This window comes from Vibrio lentus (assembly GCF_002875945.1).
Classification (GTDB): Bacteria; Pseudomonadota; Gammaproteobacteria; order Enterobacterales; family Vibrionaceae; genus Vibrio; species Vibrio apostichopi.
On the sequence record NZ_MCZK01000017.1, the window covers coordinates 1 to 15774 of the forward strand.

Below are 15774 nucleotides of genomic sequence, written 5' to 3' on the forward strand. Positions count from 1 at the left end.
GAATTACGCAACAAAGCCCTCATTTAGGGAGCGGCATGTATTGTTGAATTGGCTTTTAGAACTCGTACTGGAAGTAAACGGTGTTGTAGTTACTGCCGCCTTTGATACGACCAAACTGAGAGGCGTTTTCAAAGATCGCAGAACGATGATGCAACGAGTAGCCGAACCACAAGTTGTTCAAATCGTTCTTACCGATTAGGTCACCAACATTCACATCAAATGAGAAGTCTAAGTAGTTCAACAGATGGCTCGCTGTATACCCTTTGCGATCCATCTCAGACCCTTCGATGTAGGTAATCGAATCGATGTAAGACATACCTTCTGCCACACCAACACGCCACTGGGTTGGCCAATCAAAGGTGTAGTACGCTTTGATTGCGATAATATATTCGGTACTGCTGGATTGAACGTCTGAGCTCCAGTGATGCGCAATACCCGGCGTTAGATAGATATCCAACGGGAAACCAAAAATCTCATCAGTTAAAGGGTGACCATAAAAGAACGATGTAAGTTGGTTGTTGTATTCGTCTTTCTCCGCGTTGAACTTCATGATATCGCCAATGTTCGATGGCGTTGCCCAACCGTGTGCAACACGCAGATAAGGTGCGTTACTTAGCTTAGGTTTCGGCGCTTTCTCTTTATCATTGAAGAAACCAAAACCAAAGTAGAGTTCACCTTGATAACGGTCTTCGATAATCGATGAATCGTAGGCGTTGTCATCCAACCGAGTCACACTGGTTGAGCCCAATAGGTACAAGTTCGAAACCACATGGTAACGCGCTTCTACACCAACGTTTAAGTCAACACCTGCACCAATCGTTTCATTGGATGCTGAATAGTATTCACTGTTGAAATCGGCACTTTTGTAACGCAACGTGGCACTTGGAGAAAACTCCCAATCACCAGTTTCATACTTGGCTTTTGCGCGCAGGTTACCGTGGAAGTTGTATTCACTGTCACTCATGATTTCCGTTTCAACGGCCCATTGATCATCAAGTTGATAAGTAAATTGAGCACCGAAATCGGCGGTATCACCTTCAATGGCGTTTTGCTCTGAAGCTGGGATATCAATAAAACGCATACGAGAAATAGCGTTCAGTGACCACTTTTCATCATCGGCTTGATACAGGTATGCGCCCATTTCAGTGCCGTCGATAAACACGTAATCGTTCTTGAAGAATAACATCGGTACAAACGAGTTAACCGATTGGTCGCCACCAGAGGTGTCGTAAGGAATACTCGCAGTACGGAACATTGCGGCAATGCCCCACTCTTGCTCTTCCGCAGCCCACGCCACGCTATTACCTAAAAAAGCGTTACCTAATAAAACCGCCCCGTACGAAATGAGCTTCGGTGAAAATTTGTGCTTCATTCTTGTGTAATTACTCTTTGTAATAAATATTGTGTTACTGAATAGACATTTATTGGCCATGCCAGCCAACTAATTTTAGGTTTGATCGACATTGACCGTTACAATGTAGAATATTCTCGGTTAAATGAAAGTATTGTGAAAGTCTCAGAATTACAAAACATTATAGACCACTTACCCAATGATTCCGACCCAGATATCGTTATGGGTGAGGAATGGTTACCAGAGCGACTGGTCAACACAAAGTTGGACGGTGAGCTGCTGTTTATGGAGTTTGATAATGCCCCTGAAGAAAACCAAGGGGACGACGAAGGCCGTGGCTTTGTTGAGCACGAAATTGCTATGATTCGAGAAAAGCTTGAACTGTTGTTAGACGAGCCTTCCGATACCAAGACCAAAGCCGATGCCCTATTGGCAATATTTCTAATGGGTCATGAACTTTCTAGCTCAGAAGTTATCGAAGTCCTTGAGACAACAAGATCGCTGCCCAAACGGTACTTGAACGACCAGATATGCTGATGATGAGCGGTGATCAGATCTACGCTGATCATGTTGCAGGTCCAACATTGGATGCCATTCAGCAAGTGATTCAATTGCTTGGTCTGATTGGTGAAGAGTTACCAACCGATTCACAGGTTAGCCAAATCAACAGTAGTGATGCCTTGTTTGAGAGTGAATATCACCTCTATCAACGCCATCACCTACTGCCACACCACAACACCTCGGATTCGCTGCTCGATAAGCTATTCCCTAAACGCGGGATTCCTATTTTCAGCTCGACCGATTGTGAGAATCACTTAGTCACTTTGTCTGAATTCATCGCAATGTACTTGTTGGTTTGGTCTCCGACCTTGTGGCAATGCATCAACCGTGAGCGATTAATCGAAAATGATTTCAAGCAGGCCGAACGTCAATTAACGCCTGCCGAGCAACAACAGTGGCGTGACGAGAGCGTTATCATTGATGACTTCGTCGCAGGCTTGCCACAAGTGCAGCGACTGTTCGCTCATATTCCGACTTACATGATCTTCGATGACCACGATGTCACTGATGATTGGAACTTAACAGTAGGTTGGGAGCATGCCGTCGATCAGAATCGCTTTGCGACTCAAGTGATTGGTAACGGCCTTGCTGCTTATTGGATGTGCCAAGGCTGGGGTAATGCGCCAGAGAAGTTCAGCAGTGAATTTATCGAGCAAACCAAACAGCTTTTCTCTCCAGTGATTAGCAGTAACGAAAGCGAAAGCAGTGTCGAAAATAATGGTGAAAGCAATAGCGAAAGCTATGTCGAAAAGAATAGAAAAAACCACGGCGATCTCAGTAAGAATATAGATCCCCAAAAACACCAACAATACTTAGAGATGATCGATCGCTTTGAAGAGTGGCACTACACCATCAACACGTCACCAAAAGTGATTGTGTTGGATACTCGGACACGTCGTTGGCGCTCTGAATCTCGAATGAACAAGCCATCGGGTTTGATGGACTGGGAAGCGCTGACCGAATTTCAGCACCAGTTGATTAATCAAGAAAAGGTGGTGATTGTTTCTGCTGCGCCAATGTTCGGCGTTAAGTTCATTGAAACACTACAAAAGATAGCGACAACAATAGGTAAGCCATTGATGATTGATGCTGAAAACTGGATGGCGCACCCAGGCAGCGCGAACACACTCATCAGTATCTTTACCCACACCAAAACGCCCACCAACTTCGTTGTGCTTTCTGGTGATGTTCACTACTCGTTTGCCTACGACATTAAGCTTAGGTATCGCCGAAACAGTCCGAACATCTACCAGATAACTTGTAGTGGTATCAAAAACCAGTTCCCTGCACCATTGCTTAAATTCTGCGATGTGTGTGACCGATTGTTATATAGCCCGCGCTCAGTTCTTAACTATTTCACCAAGCGAAAGCGCCTAAAAATCGAAAAGCGTAGTCCTGACAATCAGACCTTTTATCGCCTTTCAAACCGTAGTGCCATTGGTGAGTTAAGGTTAGATAGCGACGGGAAACCACAAGCGATTACGACGTTAAGTGGTGATGGCAAAGTCACGCGTTTTCCAGAGCCTGACTAAACAAGTGTTCCTTATCGCTAGCGTGTTCGTAATGTCAGTTTTAAGTAAAGACGCTTGCGATCACACTCTGTAGGCCCAATAGTAATAATATTCACCATAACTGGAATGCTCTTATGTTTAACTCACTTACCTCGTTATTTAAACAATTAGTTGAAGGCTCTGATTTAGGTAAAACACCCACCGCCTCTCCTAACTTAGCTATCGCCAGCTTGTTATGCGAAGTGGCCGGTGCTGACCACGCGATCAACGAATCAGAACAAGAAGCCAAGCTTCACTTGCTACAACGTTTGTTGAACATAACCGAAGAAGAATCAAAAGCCTTATTGGCACAAGCTGAGCCTCAAGTTGAACAATCTGTTTCTCTGTACGACTTCACTTCTCAACTGCGAGAGCTTTCGCAGCCAGTTCGCATAGACTTGATCAAAGCTATGTGGGAAGTCGCGCATGCCGATGGAGAGATTGACCCACTTGAAGATTCAGTGATCCGTAAAACCGCAGAACTACTCTATGTTGACCACAAAGACTTCATCAAAAGTAAATTAAGCGTTCTGGGCGAAGATTAGACTCTCAATGGAATCAACAGCGACGGCTCAATAAACCGTCGCTGTTGGATTGGATGAGCCTGGATTGGATAAGCCAAAATTAAATCGATTTAAGCTGAACTGTTCTCTACAAGCTTGCTTAAAGAACGATACATGAATTAGCGAAGCGATCGCCCGTACAGAATCCCTTTCAGCTCTAGAATTTTCCCATCTTTGGTCACGTAAGCACCGCGCTGGTCTGAAACCATCACGCTACGCTTATTGCTGTGGTGCTGAATAAAAAGATTCTTCACGTTGAAGGTCTGCTGCCCGTGAGCTTGGTTTTGTTCAAGCTGGTAGAAATAGTAGTGATTCCCCCAACGTAAGAACACGCCAAAAAATTGCTTGGCTTGTACCACTTGTCCATCAATGTTGTAGCCAACGTAACGCATTTTTGAGCGACCATTCTTTAGCTCTAGGGTCACAACCTCTGAACCAATATTGTCATAGACCCCTTCAAACTGATAAGCCCCTCGGGTCATTACTCCTGAAATCACGCCAAACAATAAGATAGCGAATAAGGTCACCAAAATGGGTAGCCAAAACCTACGCTTCATTGACGCCCCCTTCTGTGGCTTTGTTTATTTCTCTGCTATCAAGTCGTTCTACTTCGTTGAGCCCTGCCAGCCCTGCACTGCAAAGCCTTAATTCAAAATCTGAACTGATGTCTTGCCAACCACTAGGGGTCAAAATCACCACTTGAAGACTTCCACAATCCACACCAAACCGATGAAGGTATATTGCCTCGACGCCAGGTTCAGCAAGCGACATTAGATCTTCCACCAGCATCGAGTCGAAATCGACGCTGTCGTGGTATACATCGATGCCATTAATAGATGTTTTCTCCATAAAAAAGCCGAGGCAAGACAGCACCACGACCAACAACGCGCTCGCCGCAATACCAGCCACTAACGGCACAAAATGAAGTTTGTCTTTGCTATGAACGAAATTAACTAATGATTGGCGTTTAGACAAAGGCACCTCAATAACGTCGGAAACTTCGGTAGGAGTTTTCACGAATTGGGGAGCGCTGTTGTTTTCTAGTCGCTCTGGGGCATTCTCGCTAGGGCTGTTGATAAGTTCGGCAACTTGAGTCTCTCCTTTATCTGGTGAGACAAAGCAATAGCCCTCTTTTTGAACAGTGATAACCTTACAGTCAGAACCAACTTCTTTGAGCGCGGTACGAACGTTTTTAATCGCAACATTAAGAGAGCTGCTTGTTACCACTCTACCCGGCCAACAATGCGTTAGGAGGAACTCTCGCCCAATGGTTTGTGAGCAATTATCCATCAAGTGCTTTAAAATTAAACATTCTGATGGGGATAAGGTCACTTGCTTATTTAAAGACAGGTTAAGCAATTGTCGATTTTCAAGTTCAATAACCAAGTTATATTCTTGTATTTTATTATTATTCATAAGGTGAGTTAAACGTGTTAATAGACTCACCTTAGAATAACATGGAAATTTATTTTATTTCAAAATCATAACGTGAGTTTAAAACCTAGCTCACTGATATTTACACTAGCAAATCCTAATTTAACAGCATTAAGTTCATTAGCAATTTCAAGTGCATGTTGTTCATCTCGTGCTAATACAGCAATAGAATAAATAGGTCTGATCATCGCCATTTGATTAGCTTGAGCTTCTGCAATCGCTTGGTTTTTTAAATAGGCCGATGTAATAACGCCTTGAGCGCTCCAGTCCACCACTTTTTGCAAATCAACACTGATTATTTTATCTGCAATTAATTGGTCTTCCGGCTCTTTCCAAGATAACTCAATCGCATAATTTTTAAACGCAATTTCAGTATCTAACCACTTACTGCCAATATCTCTCACCTCTGTTATTTCTGCTAACTCTTTAAATTGAAGAGGAAGATTACCAATAACACGTCTTACTTCTTCTTCGCTGTCTGCTTCCATTACAAACTTAATGATTGGGAATGCTTGATCGCCAATGAAGCTTTCAGAAACAAACATATCGTGAATTAGCCCTGCATCAATCAGATTAGCGAACGCCTTTTTCTGAGTTGGCATCGCGTCGAATACCGCTTGAGCATCTTGTGTTTTCCACGCAACCGAAACGCCATAAGCCGCAGAATAACTGCTGACAGAGAACAAAAAGCTAAAAAGAACTAAAAACAATCGTGGTACATATTTCATTTGAACTAACTCTCAATTAATGGCGAATAACTTCGTAAAGATTAGGATCGGCAGTCACACCCTCAATATCGAGTGCAGGCAGTTCTTTTCTCATCACAGAGATAGCATCGAGGAAATGTTTCTGGGTCTCCCAATTAGCGACGTTCACATACAGGTAAGTGGCATCAGCGCTTAGCGAACGGTGCAGCGTAGTGGAGATGTATCCCGGTTGCTCAATGAGTACGTCCCTAGCGCTTTCCCAATACGCTAACGTTTCGGCTTCTTTACTTGTTTCAACTGAGAAGGTGTTAATAAGTACAACGGGCTGTGCAAAGACTAATGGACTCACACTCAACAAACTCAAAGTAATGGCTTGTTTAATCAAACTCTTCATCTCGATTTTCATATCGCTCTCCGTGGATTAGATTCGACCACGCTAACAGAGATAAAACCGCCATCAAGAGCAACACGAACGATTTAATATTAATTAAAGCGATACTTTATTATTAATATTAAACATCGGTTAAACATATTCATAACAGACGCCAGATAAATATAATAAATCGATTAACACTAATAATGGAATGTCGGATGAACCAAGAAATAATAAAAAATAGAATAGACAATAACGAAAATAACAAAGTCGATTCACTGCATTGGGCAATGTTGTGTGCTGTTATGATGACCTTAACCCTTGGCTTTATATCAAGCCGATTGCTCCCCTTCCCAGATAAATACCCAACAATATTAATACATCAGATTTTTGGATCCGTTGTTTTAGTGCTGATAAACATACTGATTGCAAGAATGATCGCTAAACCGAAAAGAGGTGAGCGCCGATTTACCATCCCTAGAGTAATTCAACTTATTCAGGCGGTAACACTGACCTTTATTGCAGTCTCGGGGTTAAGTATCGCATTGATTGATACACCGATATTCAGTGTTTACTCATGGGTATTTAATGAAGGGGCAGCAAAAAGAGAAATGGTTAGCCTATTGTTTTTTATTCATGCAACTGCAATTAAGGTGTTCATGTCGTTGGTAACGTTACATGTTTTAGGCGCGATGAAGCATCACTTTTTCGATAAAGGCGATAAGTTAAAAAACATGCTTGGTAAGTAATTAGGATGAATAAGGAGCTAAGTTGAATAAGAAAACTGGCTGAATATCTAATTAGCTTGGATAACTAGAATCAAAAGCTTGATTTATTTAGCTCCTTTCCTTGAATACAAAAAAGCCACCTAGTTTTCATATATAAACTCTGTTCATATAGAGACCTAGATCATATAGAGACCCAGATCATATAGAAACTTAGAAGGTGGCTTTTTGTTGTCTGTTGTTCTTTAAGAGACCAATCGCTTTTAAAGACTAAAGCATCGTCAGTGTCAGTTTCGCGAGGTTATAAGCATCGACATAGCCGGAGTGCTGACGGCCTTCCCACTCAATGTTCTTAGCTTCTTGAGCGGCGCGATGTCCGATGCGTTTCTCTTTAAGGCGGTTTTGAACACGATAAAGTGTGGCGATGTTCAAGAACTCGCTAAACGGCGGTTCGATGCCTTTCTCTATACATTCTTTGTGTAAGATAAGGTCATCACGCCCCCAAGCAGCATAGATTTTCTTTGGGCCACCGAAGTTCTTAATCATCGATTTAATTACGGATTCTAAAGGGCGCCCCTGCTTTTCTATCTTGCGAGGTGTAATGCCTGTTAGCTCTGCACAAAACAGAGAGACTTCGTCTTTTTCGGGCTTAACGTAATATTGTGCGCGCTTCACGATGGTTCCAGATACAAGATCAATCTCAGCAAGACCCACTTCAATGATCTCTCCTGTTGTTCCTACACCATCTTTGCTCCAACAGCACATTTCTAAATCGAAACATACCACTCGATTGTGATTCATACGTCGCCCAATTCTTTCATCAAAAGTTTTTTGAAATTGTACATGAGCCCAATAAAGAACTCGACCCCAGTTGCATCAAGTGCTCATTTAGCCTGCAATTGTGACTCTATTTCGGCCATTTGACTTACTTTGATAGAGCATGCTGTCCGCTTTTTGCATGATTTCTTCAGAGTCTTCACTGTTACGAATGGCTGCACCGATACTCAAAGTACAACTTAACTGTCGACCTTTGTGTTCACAATGAGAGTGACTTACGGTGTTTATAATGCACTCTAAGTAACGATTCAGAGATTCATGGTCTGAAATGCTAGAAATAATGCAGAACTCGTCACCACCTAAACGGAACAAGTTATCTCCCTCTTTCAAGTTCACCGAGATCAGCTTGATGACATGAATGAGCAAGGCGTCACCTGCAGGGTGGCCAAATTGGTCATTAATGCCTTTGAACTTATCGATATCAAACCCAACAAGGCTAAAGGGCTGATTTCGCTCAATGGCTTTGTCGAGCTTCTTATTGAAAGCACGTCGGTTATACACTTCGGTCAGGCTATCGTGATCAGCTAAGAAACGAAGTTCTTCAGTCCTCTTATCCAGCATTTGATATAAACGTTCTTTCTCTCTGATTTGCATGTTAACGATGTACGCCAACAACAACGAGATGGTTGTCCCTACCAATGCGATGCCTGTTAACACCAGATAGCCATAAAAAGAGATGCATGAATCGATCTTGTAATCGATCTTCCAATCACGATTGGTCAGTGCAATTGTCTTGGTTATGTGATGCCCAGAAACGGCCTCATAACCATCAGTTTCGAACAAGATTGGCGAATCTTCCGCTTCGAATCCGGTATCAGTAACACGAATATAAACGTCCATATCACCCACGGCAGACGCCAGCAGGTTTTCAAAGTAATACGTGGTGCGAACTACACCAATCACAACACCGAGTAGATTATCGCTTTCGCCTTCAAACACAGGGTGATAAACCAACATGCCACTCTTTGGTGTCTCTTGATCTAAGCCATCTTGTATCAAACGAACCTTGTCTGAAATATTCGCTTCGCGTGTCTGTTTAATGTTTTCTAAGACAAGCTTAAATCGCTCGCGAGAAGAGTAAAAACCGAGAACTCTATCGTTCGCTGGGGTATTGGGATAGATATCGCTGGCGATAAAAGCTGGCTCACCATCTAAGATGTAGCCATAGGTTTTTGCTTCATGCTTCGGGATGGTGAATAGCTTATAGAATGGGTACTTTTCTTCCATTTTAGCCGTGTGTTCAGCAATCTCATCTACTGACACTTTTTGCATCCACTGCAAACCGATTAGACTCTTTGAATCGTTAATGGTTTGCTGAGCAAAACGGTCGAATTTATCCCAGTTCTCGGGATCATTGGAATAGAAAAAATTAGCGCCGGAACCTATATAAGCCACATCATTGCCGATAAACGCTTCCAAGCTCAGTGTCTGATGATTTGCGAAGCTATTCAAATTCATATTCAGTGCGCGGTTTTGGTTCAGCGCGACTAATATAAAACACAACACAGTAATCAAAAAGCTGACCGCAAATACGACCAGTGGGAGAGTTCGTCTCTTCAACCCTGTTAGTGGGTCGGTAGTGTGGGGCATGTGGCTTCCAAATAGGCTCTAATGAGCTAAAAGTATATAACGGAAGGGAATCATGCTCCATTTCTGTTTAGTCTTAAAACTGACATAAAACGGGCATTGTTTACCTCTCGCTTACATCAGCGGCCAATATTCAGACAAATCTCGACTAATTTTCAAGCTAACACACTAAAAACCCACTTGATTGAAAACATTAAATACCACTCTTAAGCCTTGAATATGCTAGTATCCATCCATATTTATAGCTTGAAAGTGACCGTTTTGGACTTGTGCCATCGTGTTTCTTTCCAATCTGTATATTCCTTTAAACCGACGAATATACCGTTAAATCAATTTTAAAGAGAAATCACTATGATCGTTGATTTGAACCTAATCCCACAGACGTTTGATATGCTTCACGCAGGCCTAACTGCATCAAGCGTTTTACTACTGTTAATTGCCGTTTCTCGTAAAACCAAAGTGGTTGAGAAAGTCGTAGAAAAACCAGTAGAGAAAATCGTTGAAGTTGAAAAGCAAGTTGAAAAAATTATCGAAGTAGAGAAAGTTGTTGAAGTAGAAAAAGTGATCGAGAAAGTCGTTGAAGTTGAATCTAAGCTAGCAACAGCACCGACAGATTCTGCAATGCAACTTCTGTCTATCATGCAACAAGAAGCGCGTTTAATCGACTTCCTAAAAGAAGACCTGACTTCGTTCTCTGACGAAGAAGTTGGCGCAGCAGCACGTGTTATTCACACTGGCGGTAAAAAAGTACTAGCCGATTACGTAACGCTGTCTCACATCCGCACTGAAGATGAAGAAACACGTATCACGGTTGTTGAAGGCTTCAACCCACAAGAAATTCGCCTAACAGGCAATGTAACGGGTAACGCGCCATTCAACGGCACTTTGGTTCACAAAGGTTGGAAAGCCACTGATATGAACCTGCCTAAGCTTGCTGAGAACTACGATGCATCTGTGATTGCACCGGCAGAGGTGGAGCTATAATGGAACACCAAACTCAGCCATCATCGCACGAGTCATCTGCACAGACGCATTCACAAGAGCTATCTTCTCAAGAGCTATCTTCTCAAGAGCAACATCAGGCGCCTAAGTTCAGTGTTGGTATCGATTTAGGTACCACACACTGCGTTTTGTCTTACATCGACACAACCAATGAAGATGCTCGTGTAGAGGTGATGCAAATCCCTCAGCTAACGGCACCTGGTACAGTAGAAACTCGCAGCCAACTTGGCTCGTTCCTATACCAGCCGCACGAACATGAAATGAATGCGGGTTCTCGCGTTCTGCCTTGGTCTTCTGAGCCTAAAGCACTGGTGGGTGCTATTGCGCGTAACCTTGGTTCTAAAACCCCTATCCGCTTGGTCGCAAGTGCTAAATCTTGGCTATGCCACGGTGGTGTGAACCGTCGTGATGCTTTCCTTCCTGCTGGTAGCCCTGAAGAAGTTGAAAAAGTATCTCCGCTTAAGACAACTGAGTTGTACCTAGAGCACCTAAAAGATGCTTGGAACCACGCGAATCCAGAACACAAACTGGCAGACCAAGATGTAACGATCACCGTTCCAGCTTCGTTTGATCCTGCGGCTCGTGACCTAACGGCTGAAGCTGCTCGTAATGTTGGTTATACTCACCTAACGCTTCTAGAAGAGCCACAAGCAGCTCTTTACAGCTGGATTGATAACAGCAACGATACTTGGCGTGATGAATTGAACGTTGGCGACATCGTTCTTGTTGTCGATATCGGAGGTGGTACAACTGACCTTTCGTTAGTTGAAGTAACACAAGATGAAGGCAACCTAAGTCTGAACCGTATTGCAGTAGGTGAACATATCCTACTTGGCGGCGACAACATGGACTTAGCGCTCGCTTACCGTTTGAAAATGAAACTGGCTCAAGAAGGCAAAGAACTGGCTCCTTGGCAGGTTCAAGCGATGACTCATGCATGTCGTGATGCGAAAGAAGCACTGCTAAACGATGCTGAACTCCAATCTGTTCCGATCGTTGTTCCAAGTCGTGGCTCTAAGCTACTTGGCGCAACACTGAAAACAGAACTGACTCAGCAAGAAGTACAACAAACATTGGTTGACGGCTTCTTCCCACAAGTGGCGGTAACGGATCACCCGGTACAGAAAACTCGTGGTGCATTGACTCAAATGGGTCTGCCTTACGCTCAAGACGCGGGTATCACTCGTCACATTGCTGCATTCCTTTCTAAGCAAGCCAATGCGCTTTCTGGAAATAGTGAAGCCGCTCAGCAAGATTTTAACCCGTTTGCAAACATGCCTGGTATGCCCGGTGCAGAAGCGCCAGCGGCAGACTTCATCAAACCAACAGCGGTACTGTTCAATGGTGGTGTTCTAAAATCTAACCTACTTGCTGATCGTCTTTCAGACACGATCAATGAATGGCTAATTAATGCAGACGCAGAATTCGCTAAACAGCTTTCAGGCCTAGATCTAGACCTAGCAGTTGCAAGTGGCGCTTCTTACTACGGCGCAGTTCGTCGTGGCCAAGGCGTTCGTATCCGTGGCGGTATCGCTTCTTCTTACTACGTAGGAATTGAAAGCGCGATGCCAGCAATCCCGGGTATGGCTCCTCCAATGGAAGCACTGTGTGTTGCACCATTTGGTATGGAAGAAGGTTCAAGCGTTCAAGTACCTAGCCAAGAGTTCGGTCTAGTGATTGGTCAGCCAGTTCACTTCCAATTCTTCGGTTCAACCACACGTCGTGAAGACCAAGCGGGTACGCACCTTGATCACTGGGCTCCAGAAGATCTTGATGAGCTTCCTGAAATCCAAGTGACACTGCCTGTTTCTGAAGGCCGTCGCGAAGGTGAAGTGGTTCCGGTGACTTTAGCGTCTCGAGTTACTGAATTAGGCACGTTATACCTAGAAGCGATTGCCACTGACAATGGTCAGAAATGGCACGTTGAGTTCGACGTTCGTGAAGACTCGAATAACGACTCAAACGAACAAGCATAATGAATCAACGGCACCTTAACGGGTGCCGTTACTTTATCAATGCGATTCCCTAGCCCTGTATTAAAAACATTCCAAAGACAATAATAAGACCAAGACTATCCATTAACTGGTCATCACTTTGGCAGAATAAGGTTTTGTATGGCATCTCCTCGTTTTTTAGTCGGCATTGACTTAGGCACAACCAACACTGTGGTTGCCTACTGTGAAATCAACGACGACCTACAACATGCTCCCGTTTCTCTTTTCGATATTGACCAACTCATCGGCCCCGGTGAAGTGGTTCGCAAGCCGCTGCTTCCTTCATTTCGTTACCATCCGGCACAAGGTCAGATCTCTCCTTCCGATCTCACCATGCCTTGGGAACCAAGTTTGGTTGAAGGCGATATTCAAAACGTCATCGTTGGTGAATGGGCGCGCGAACTGGGCGCAAAAGTTGAAGGCCGCCAAGTATCCAGTGCTAAGAGCTGGCTATCTCACCAAGCGGTTGATCGTAACTCCGACATTCTGCCGTGGGCAGGCGCAACTGACGTCGATAAGGTGTCTCCTGTTGTCGCAAGCGCAAGCTACCTAAACCACATCCGCCAAGCATGGAACTACCGTAACCCAAGCAACAAGCTTGAAGACCAAGATGTTGTCGTCACCGTTCCTGCTTCATTCGATGAGACAGCACGCAAGCTGACACTCGAAGCGGCAGAACTGGCGGGCTTAGGTAAGATTCTGTTACTCGAAGAGCCGCAAGCCGTTTGTTATGACTGGTATGCACGTCACCAACAAACCGCTGCAGACGAACTTCAACAGATCCCGCTGATTCTAGTATGTGATGTCGGCGGTGGTACCACCGATTTAAGTTTGATCGAGGCAAGCTTCAACTCAAACAATAGTGATGACCAAGAACTCGCACTCGACCGTATCGGCGTTGGCGAACACTTGATGCTCGGGGGTGATAACCTCGATTTGGCTCTTGCCCACCTTGCAGAGCAACGCTTCAATCAAAACAAAAAGTTGAATGCCTCAAGCTTAACCAAGCTTATTCAACAAACTCGCGCCGCAAAAGAGAGCCTGCTTTCTGCTAATGCGCCAGACGATGTGAAGATCACCATGTTGGGCAGCGGTTCAAAACTGCTTGGCTGTACCAAGAGTATTGGTTTAACCAAACAAGAAGTTCATCAGATTGCACTTGAAGGTTTCTTCCCACTTTCTGAGTTCACTGAAGTACCTGACAAACGCCGTAGCGCGGTTGTAGAGTTCGGCCTACCCTACGCAGCAGATCCTGCGGTAAGTAAGCACGTTGCCGAATTCCTAGCGACACACCAGCAGGTATCAAAAGCGGCACTAGAAAAATCTGGCGCAATCGAGTTTGATGAGACAAAACCAGCGATACCTGTCGGTGTGCTACTCAACGGTGGTGTATTCAACAGTGAGCTTGTCACTGAACGTATTACTCAGTTACTTGGCAATTGGAACGGTGCGCCAATCACCGTCTTAGATAACCCTCATCCTGACTGGTCTGTAGCCCTTGGTGCAGTAGCTTTTGGTAAAGCACGCCGTGGTGCACAACTGAAAATCGGTGGTGGTGCGGCTCGTTCTTACTTCTTACATCTACAAGAAAAGAACAAGATGGGTAAAGCACTGTGTCTGCTTGCCAAAGGGACTGAAGAAGGTCAAGAGATTCGCTTGAACAGTCGTCGTTTCTCACTGACTTTGGGTGAGCCGGTACGTTTCAATCTACTGACTTCAACGCACGATCAAATTGCTCATGACACCGCCATTCAAAATGGTGTGATGGTCAATGTCGACGCTGACTTGTTCTCCCCTCTTCCACCTTATATTTCTACGCTAGAAGGATCAGGCACTGCAGAGCTTCAAGCCAACCAAAAAGAGCGCGTTGAAGTACTGCTCGCTTGTCAGTTAACTGAAGTCGGCACATTGAAAATGGAATGTGTGAGCACGGAAGATGACACCAAGCGTTGGTTGCTTGAGTTCGAAGTCAGAAACAAGCAAGGCGACGAATCCGATAACTCGAAACTTCATCCAAGACTGGACGAATGTAAGGAGCTGATTTCTCGCCTGTACAGCGGCAACAAGAAAAGTGCTGAATCGAAAGAGATCAAAACACTGGCCAAAGATCTTGAGAAACGACTTGGTAAGCGTGAAGAGTGGGACTTTACTACTCTCCGTCACCTGTTTGATTCGTTCTCTTTAGGTCGTAAACGCCGTCGTCGCTCAGAAGCACACGAGAAGAACTGGCTGCGTTTAGCGGGTTACTCTTTGCGACCTGGCTTTGGTGATCCAACCGACTCATGGCGTATTGAACAAATTTGGGGGCTCTACCAACAAAACATCCAATTCCAGAACCATCAAGGTTGGACAGATTGGTGGGTATTCTGGCGCCGTGTTGCGGGTGGTTTAAATCAAGAACAGCAAGAGACCATCTTGGCTGATATCGCGAAGTATCTTCATCCAGGTGCAATGAAGAACCCTAAGACAGCTAAAGACGCGCAAGACAACGGCTATGAAGCCATGGTGAGATTAGCTGCGTCACTTGAGCAACTTGAAGTGGAAGATAAGGTTCTATTAGCGACTTGGTTCTTAAGCAAAGCGATTAACCATAATCAGTTTGAACAAGCTCACTGGTGGGCTCTGGGTCGCTTAGCGTCTCGTACACCGTTATACGGAAGCCAACACAGCGTCATTCCAAGAGAGCAAGCAGAACAGTGGTTACCAAAACTGCTTGACCAAAATTGGCAGAAAGAGCAGATGATTGCCTTCGCGGCTGTGATGATTTGTCGTAAGACGGGTGACCGACAGTTCGATATCTCTGATGACTACCGTGCTCAGGTTCTTGAAAAATTAAAGCAAAGCAAGGTGCCAGAGTCTTGGCTAACGCTAGTAAGTGAAGTCACTGAGCTTTCTGAGAGCGAGTCGAAGCGTGTGTTTGGTGATGCATTACCAAGCGGTTTAAGCCTAATCAATAGCTAGTATTCAAAACGATTAGCTTTAGTTGTTAATGAGTAAAGAAGCTAACGAGAAAAGAAAAAGCCACTTTCGGTTCGTTGAAAGTGGCTTTTTTATTGGTGGCTTAAGGCTGGTATGTTTAGTCGACTTATA

At 44.3% G+C, this 15774-nt stretch carries 13 protein-coding genes and 2 pseudogenes; 8 read left to right on the forward strand and 7 right to left on the reverse strand.

Features of this window, described 5'->3' with window-relative positions:
* Nucleotides 1–55 precede the first annotated feature (55 nt).
* A complete protein-coding gene (locus BCT49_RS01795; RefSeq protein WP_102433910.1) occupies nucleotides 56–1372 on the reverse strand; it encodes a MipA/OmpV family protein in 1317 nt (438 codons plus the stop codon).
* Nucleotides 1373–1453: 81 nt separating this feature from the next.
* Here BCT49_RS01795 and BCT49_RS01800 point away from each other — a divergent pair, with 81 nt between their 5' ends.
* The 4 genes and pseudogenes from BCT49_RS01800 (at nucleotide 1454) to BCT49_RS01810 (ending at nucleotide 4007) form a co-directional block, all read left to right on the forward strand.
* Nucleotides 1454–1888: a hypothetical protein gene (locus BCT49_RS01800; RefSeq protein ID WP_102433911.1), complete on the forward strand. Its 435-nt coding sequence runs from the start codon at nucleotides 1454–1456 to the stop codon at nucleotides 1886–1888.
* Nucleotides 1840–2586 (forward strand): annotated as a pseudogene (locus BCT49_RS26360) (alkaline phosphatase family protein); the annotation flags it as partial. The gene BCT49_RS01800 and the pseudogene BCT49_RS26360, both read left to right, overlap by 49 nt.
* Before the next feature lie 108 nt (nucleotides 2587–2694).
* Nucleotides 2695–3444: pseudogene (locus tag BCT49_RS26365) on the forward strand (alkaline phosphatase family protein); the annotation flags it as partial.
* Between the two features lie 113 nt (nucleotides 3445–3557).
* Nucleotides 3558–4007 carry a TerB family tellurite resistance protein gene (locus BCT49_RS01810; RefSeq protein WP_017109705.1) on the forward strand — a complete coding sequence of 150 codons (450 nt, stop codon included), beginning with the start codon at nucleotides 3558–3560 and terminating at the stop codon, nucleotides 4005–4007.
* Between the two features lie 137 nt (nucleotides 4008–4144).
* Here BCT49_RS01810 and BCT49_RS01815 read toward each other — a convergent pair whose 3' ends face one another.
* The 4 genes from BCT49_RS01815 to BCT49_RS01830 all read right to left on the reverse strand — a co-directional run bounded on the left by BCT49_RS01815 (nucleotide 4145) and on the right by BCT49_RS01830 (nucleotide 6560).
* Entirely contained in the window at nucleotides 4145–4582 is a 438-nt protein-coding gene (locus BCT49_RS01815) for a hypothetical protein (RefSeq protein WP_102433912.1), read from the reverse strand.
* Complete coding sequence (locus tag BCT49_RS01820; RefSeq protein ID WP_102433913.1) at nucleotides 4572–5441, reverse strand: winged helix-turn-helix domain-containing protein; 870 nt, start codon at nucleotides 5439–5441, stop codon at nucleotides 4572–4574. The genes BCT49_RS01815 and BCT49_RS01820 overlap by 11 nt, the downstream gene beginning before the upstream one ends.
* Nucleotides 5442–5506: 65 nt before the next feature.
* Nucleotides 5507–6187 carry a hypothetical protein gene (locus BCT49_RS01825; protein ID WP_102433914.1) on the reverse strand — a complete coding sequence of 227 codons (681 nt, stop codon included), beginning with the start codon at nucleotides 6185–6187 and terminating at the stop codon, nucleotides 5507–5509.
* Between the two features lie 16 nt (nucleotides 6188–6203).
* Entirely contained in the window at nucleotides 6204–6560 is a 357-nt protein-coding gene (locus BCT49_RS01830) for an antibiotic biosynthesis monooxygenase family protein (protein ID WP_102433927.1), read from the reverse strand.
* A gap of 197 nt (nucleotides 6561–6757) precedes the next feature.
* On the opposite strand from BCT49_RS01830, the gene BCT49_RS01835 reads away from it, so the two are divergent.
* Nucleotides 6758–7288, forward strand: coding sequence for a cytochrome b/b6 domain-containing protein (locus BCT49_RS01835; RefSeq protein WP_102433915.1), 531 nt, complete (start codon nucleotides 6758–6760; stop codon nucleotides 7286–7288).
* 246 nt (nucleotides 7289–7534) lie between these two features.
* On the opposite strand, the gene BCT49_RS01840 is transcribed toward BCT49_RS01835, so the two are convergent.
* Nucleotides 7535–8065, reverse strand: coding sequence for a 3'-5' exonuclease (locus tag BCT49_RS01840; RefSeq protein WP_017109700.1), 531 nt, complete (start codon nucleotides 8063–8065; stop codon nucleotides 7535–7537).
* A gap of 87 nt (nucleotides 8066–8152) precedes the next feature.
* A complete protein-coding gene (locus tag BCT49_RS01845; RefSeq protein ID WP_102433916.1) occupies nucleotides 8153–9691 on the reverse strand; it encodes a sensor domain-containing diguanylate cyclase in 1539 nt (512 codons plus the stop codon).
* 348 nt (nucleotides 9692–10039) lie between these two features.
* Here BCT49_RS01845 and BCT49_RS01850 point away from each other — a divergent pair, with 348 nt between their 5' ends.
* The 3 genes from BCT49_RS01850 to BCT49_RS01860 all read left to right on the forward strand — a co-directional run bounded on the left by BCT49_RS01850 (nucleotide 10040) and on the right by BCT49_RS01860 (nucleotide 15645).
* Complete coding sequence (locus tag BCT49_RS01850) at nucleotides 10040–10672, forward strand: DUF2760 domain-containing protein (RefSeq protein WP_102433917.1); 633 nt, start codon at nucleotides 10040–10042, stop codon at nucleotides 10670–10672.
* A complete protein-coding gene (locus BCT49_RS01855) occupies nucleotides 10672–12666 on the forward strand; it encodes an Hsp70 family protein (RefSeq protein WP_102433918.1) in 1995 nt (664 codons plus the stop codon). Before BCT49_RS01850 ends, BCT49_RS01855 begins: the two co-directional genes overlap by 1 nt.
* Before the next feature lie 138 nt (nucleotides 12667–12804).
* Nucleotides 12805–15645 carry an Hsp70 family protein gene (locus BCT49_RS01860; RefSeq protein WP_102433919.1) on the forward strand — a complete coding sequence of 947 codons (2841 nt, stop codon included), beginning with the start codon at nucleotides 12805–12807 and terminating at the stop codon, nucleotides 15643–15645.
* Nucleotides 15646–15774 lie beyond the last annotated feature (129 nt).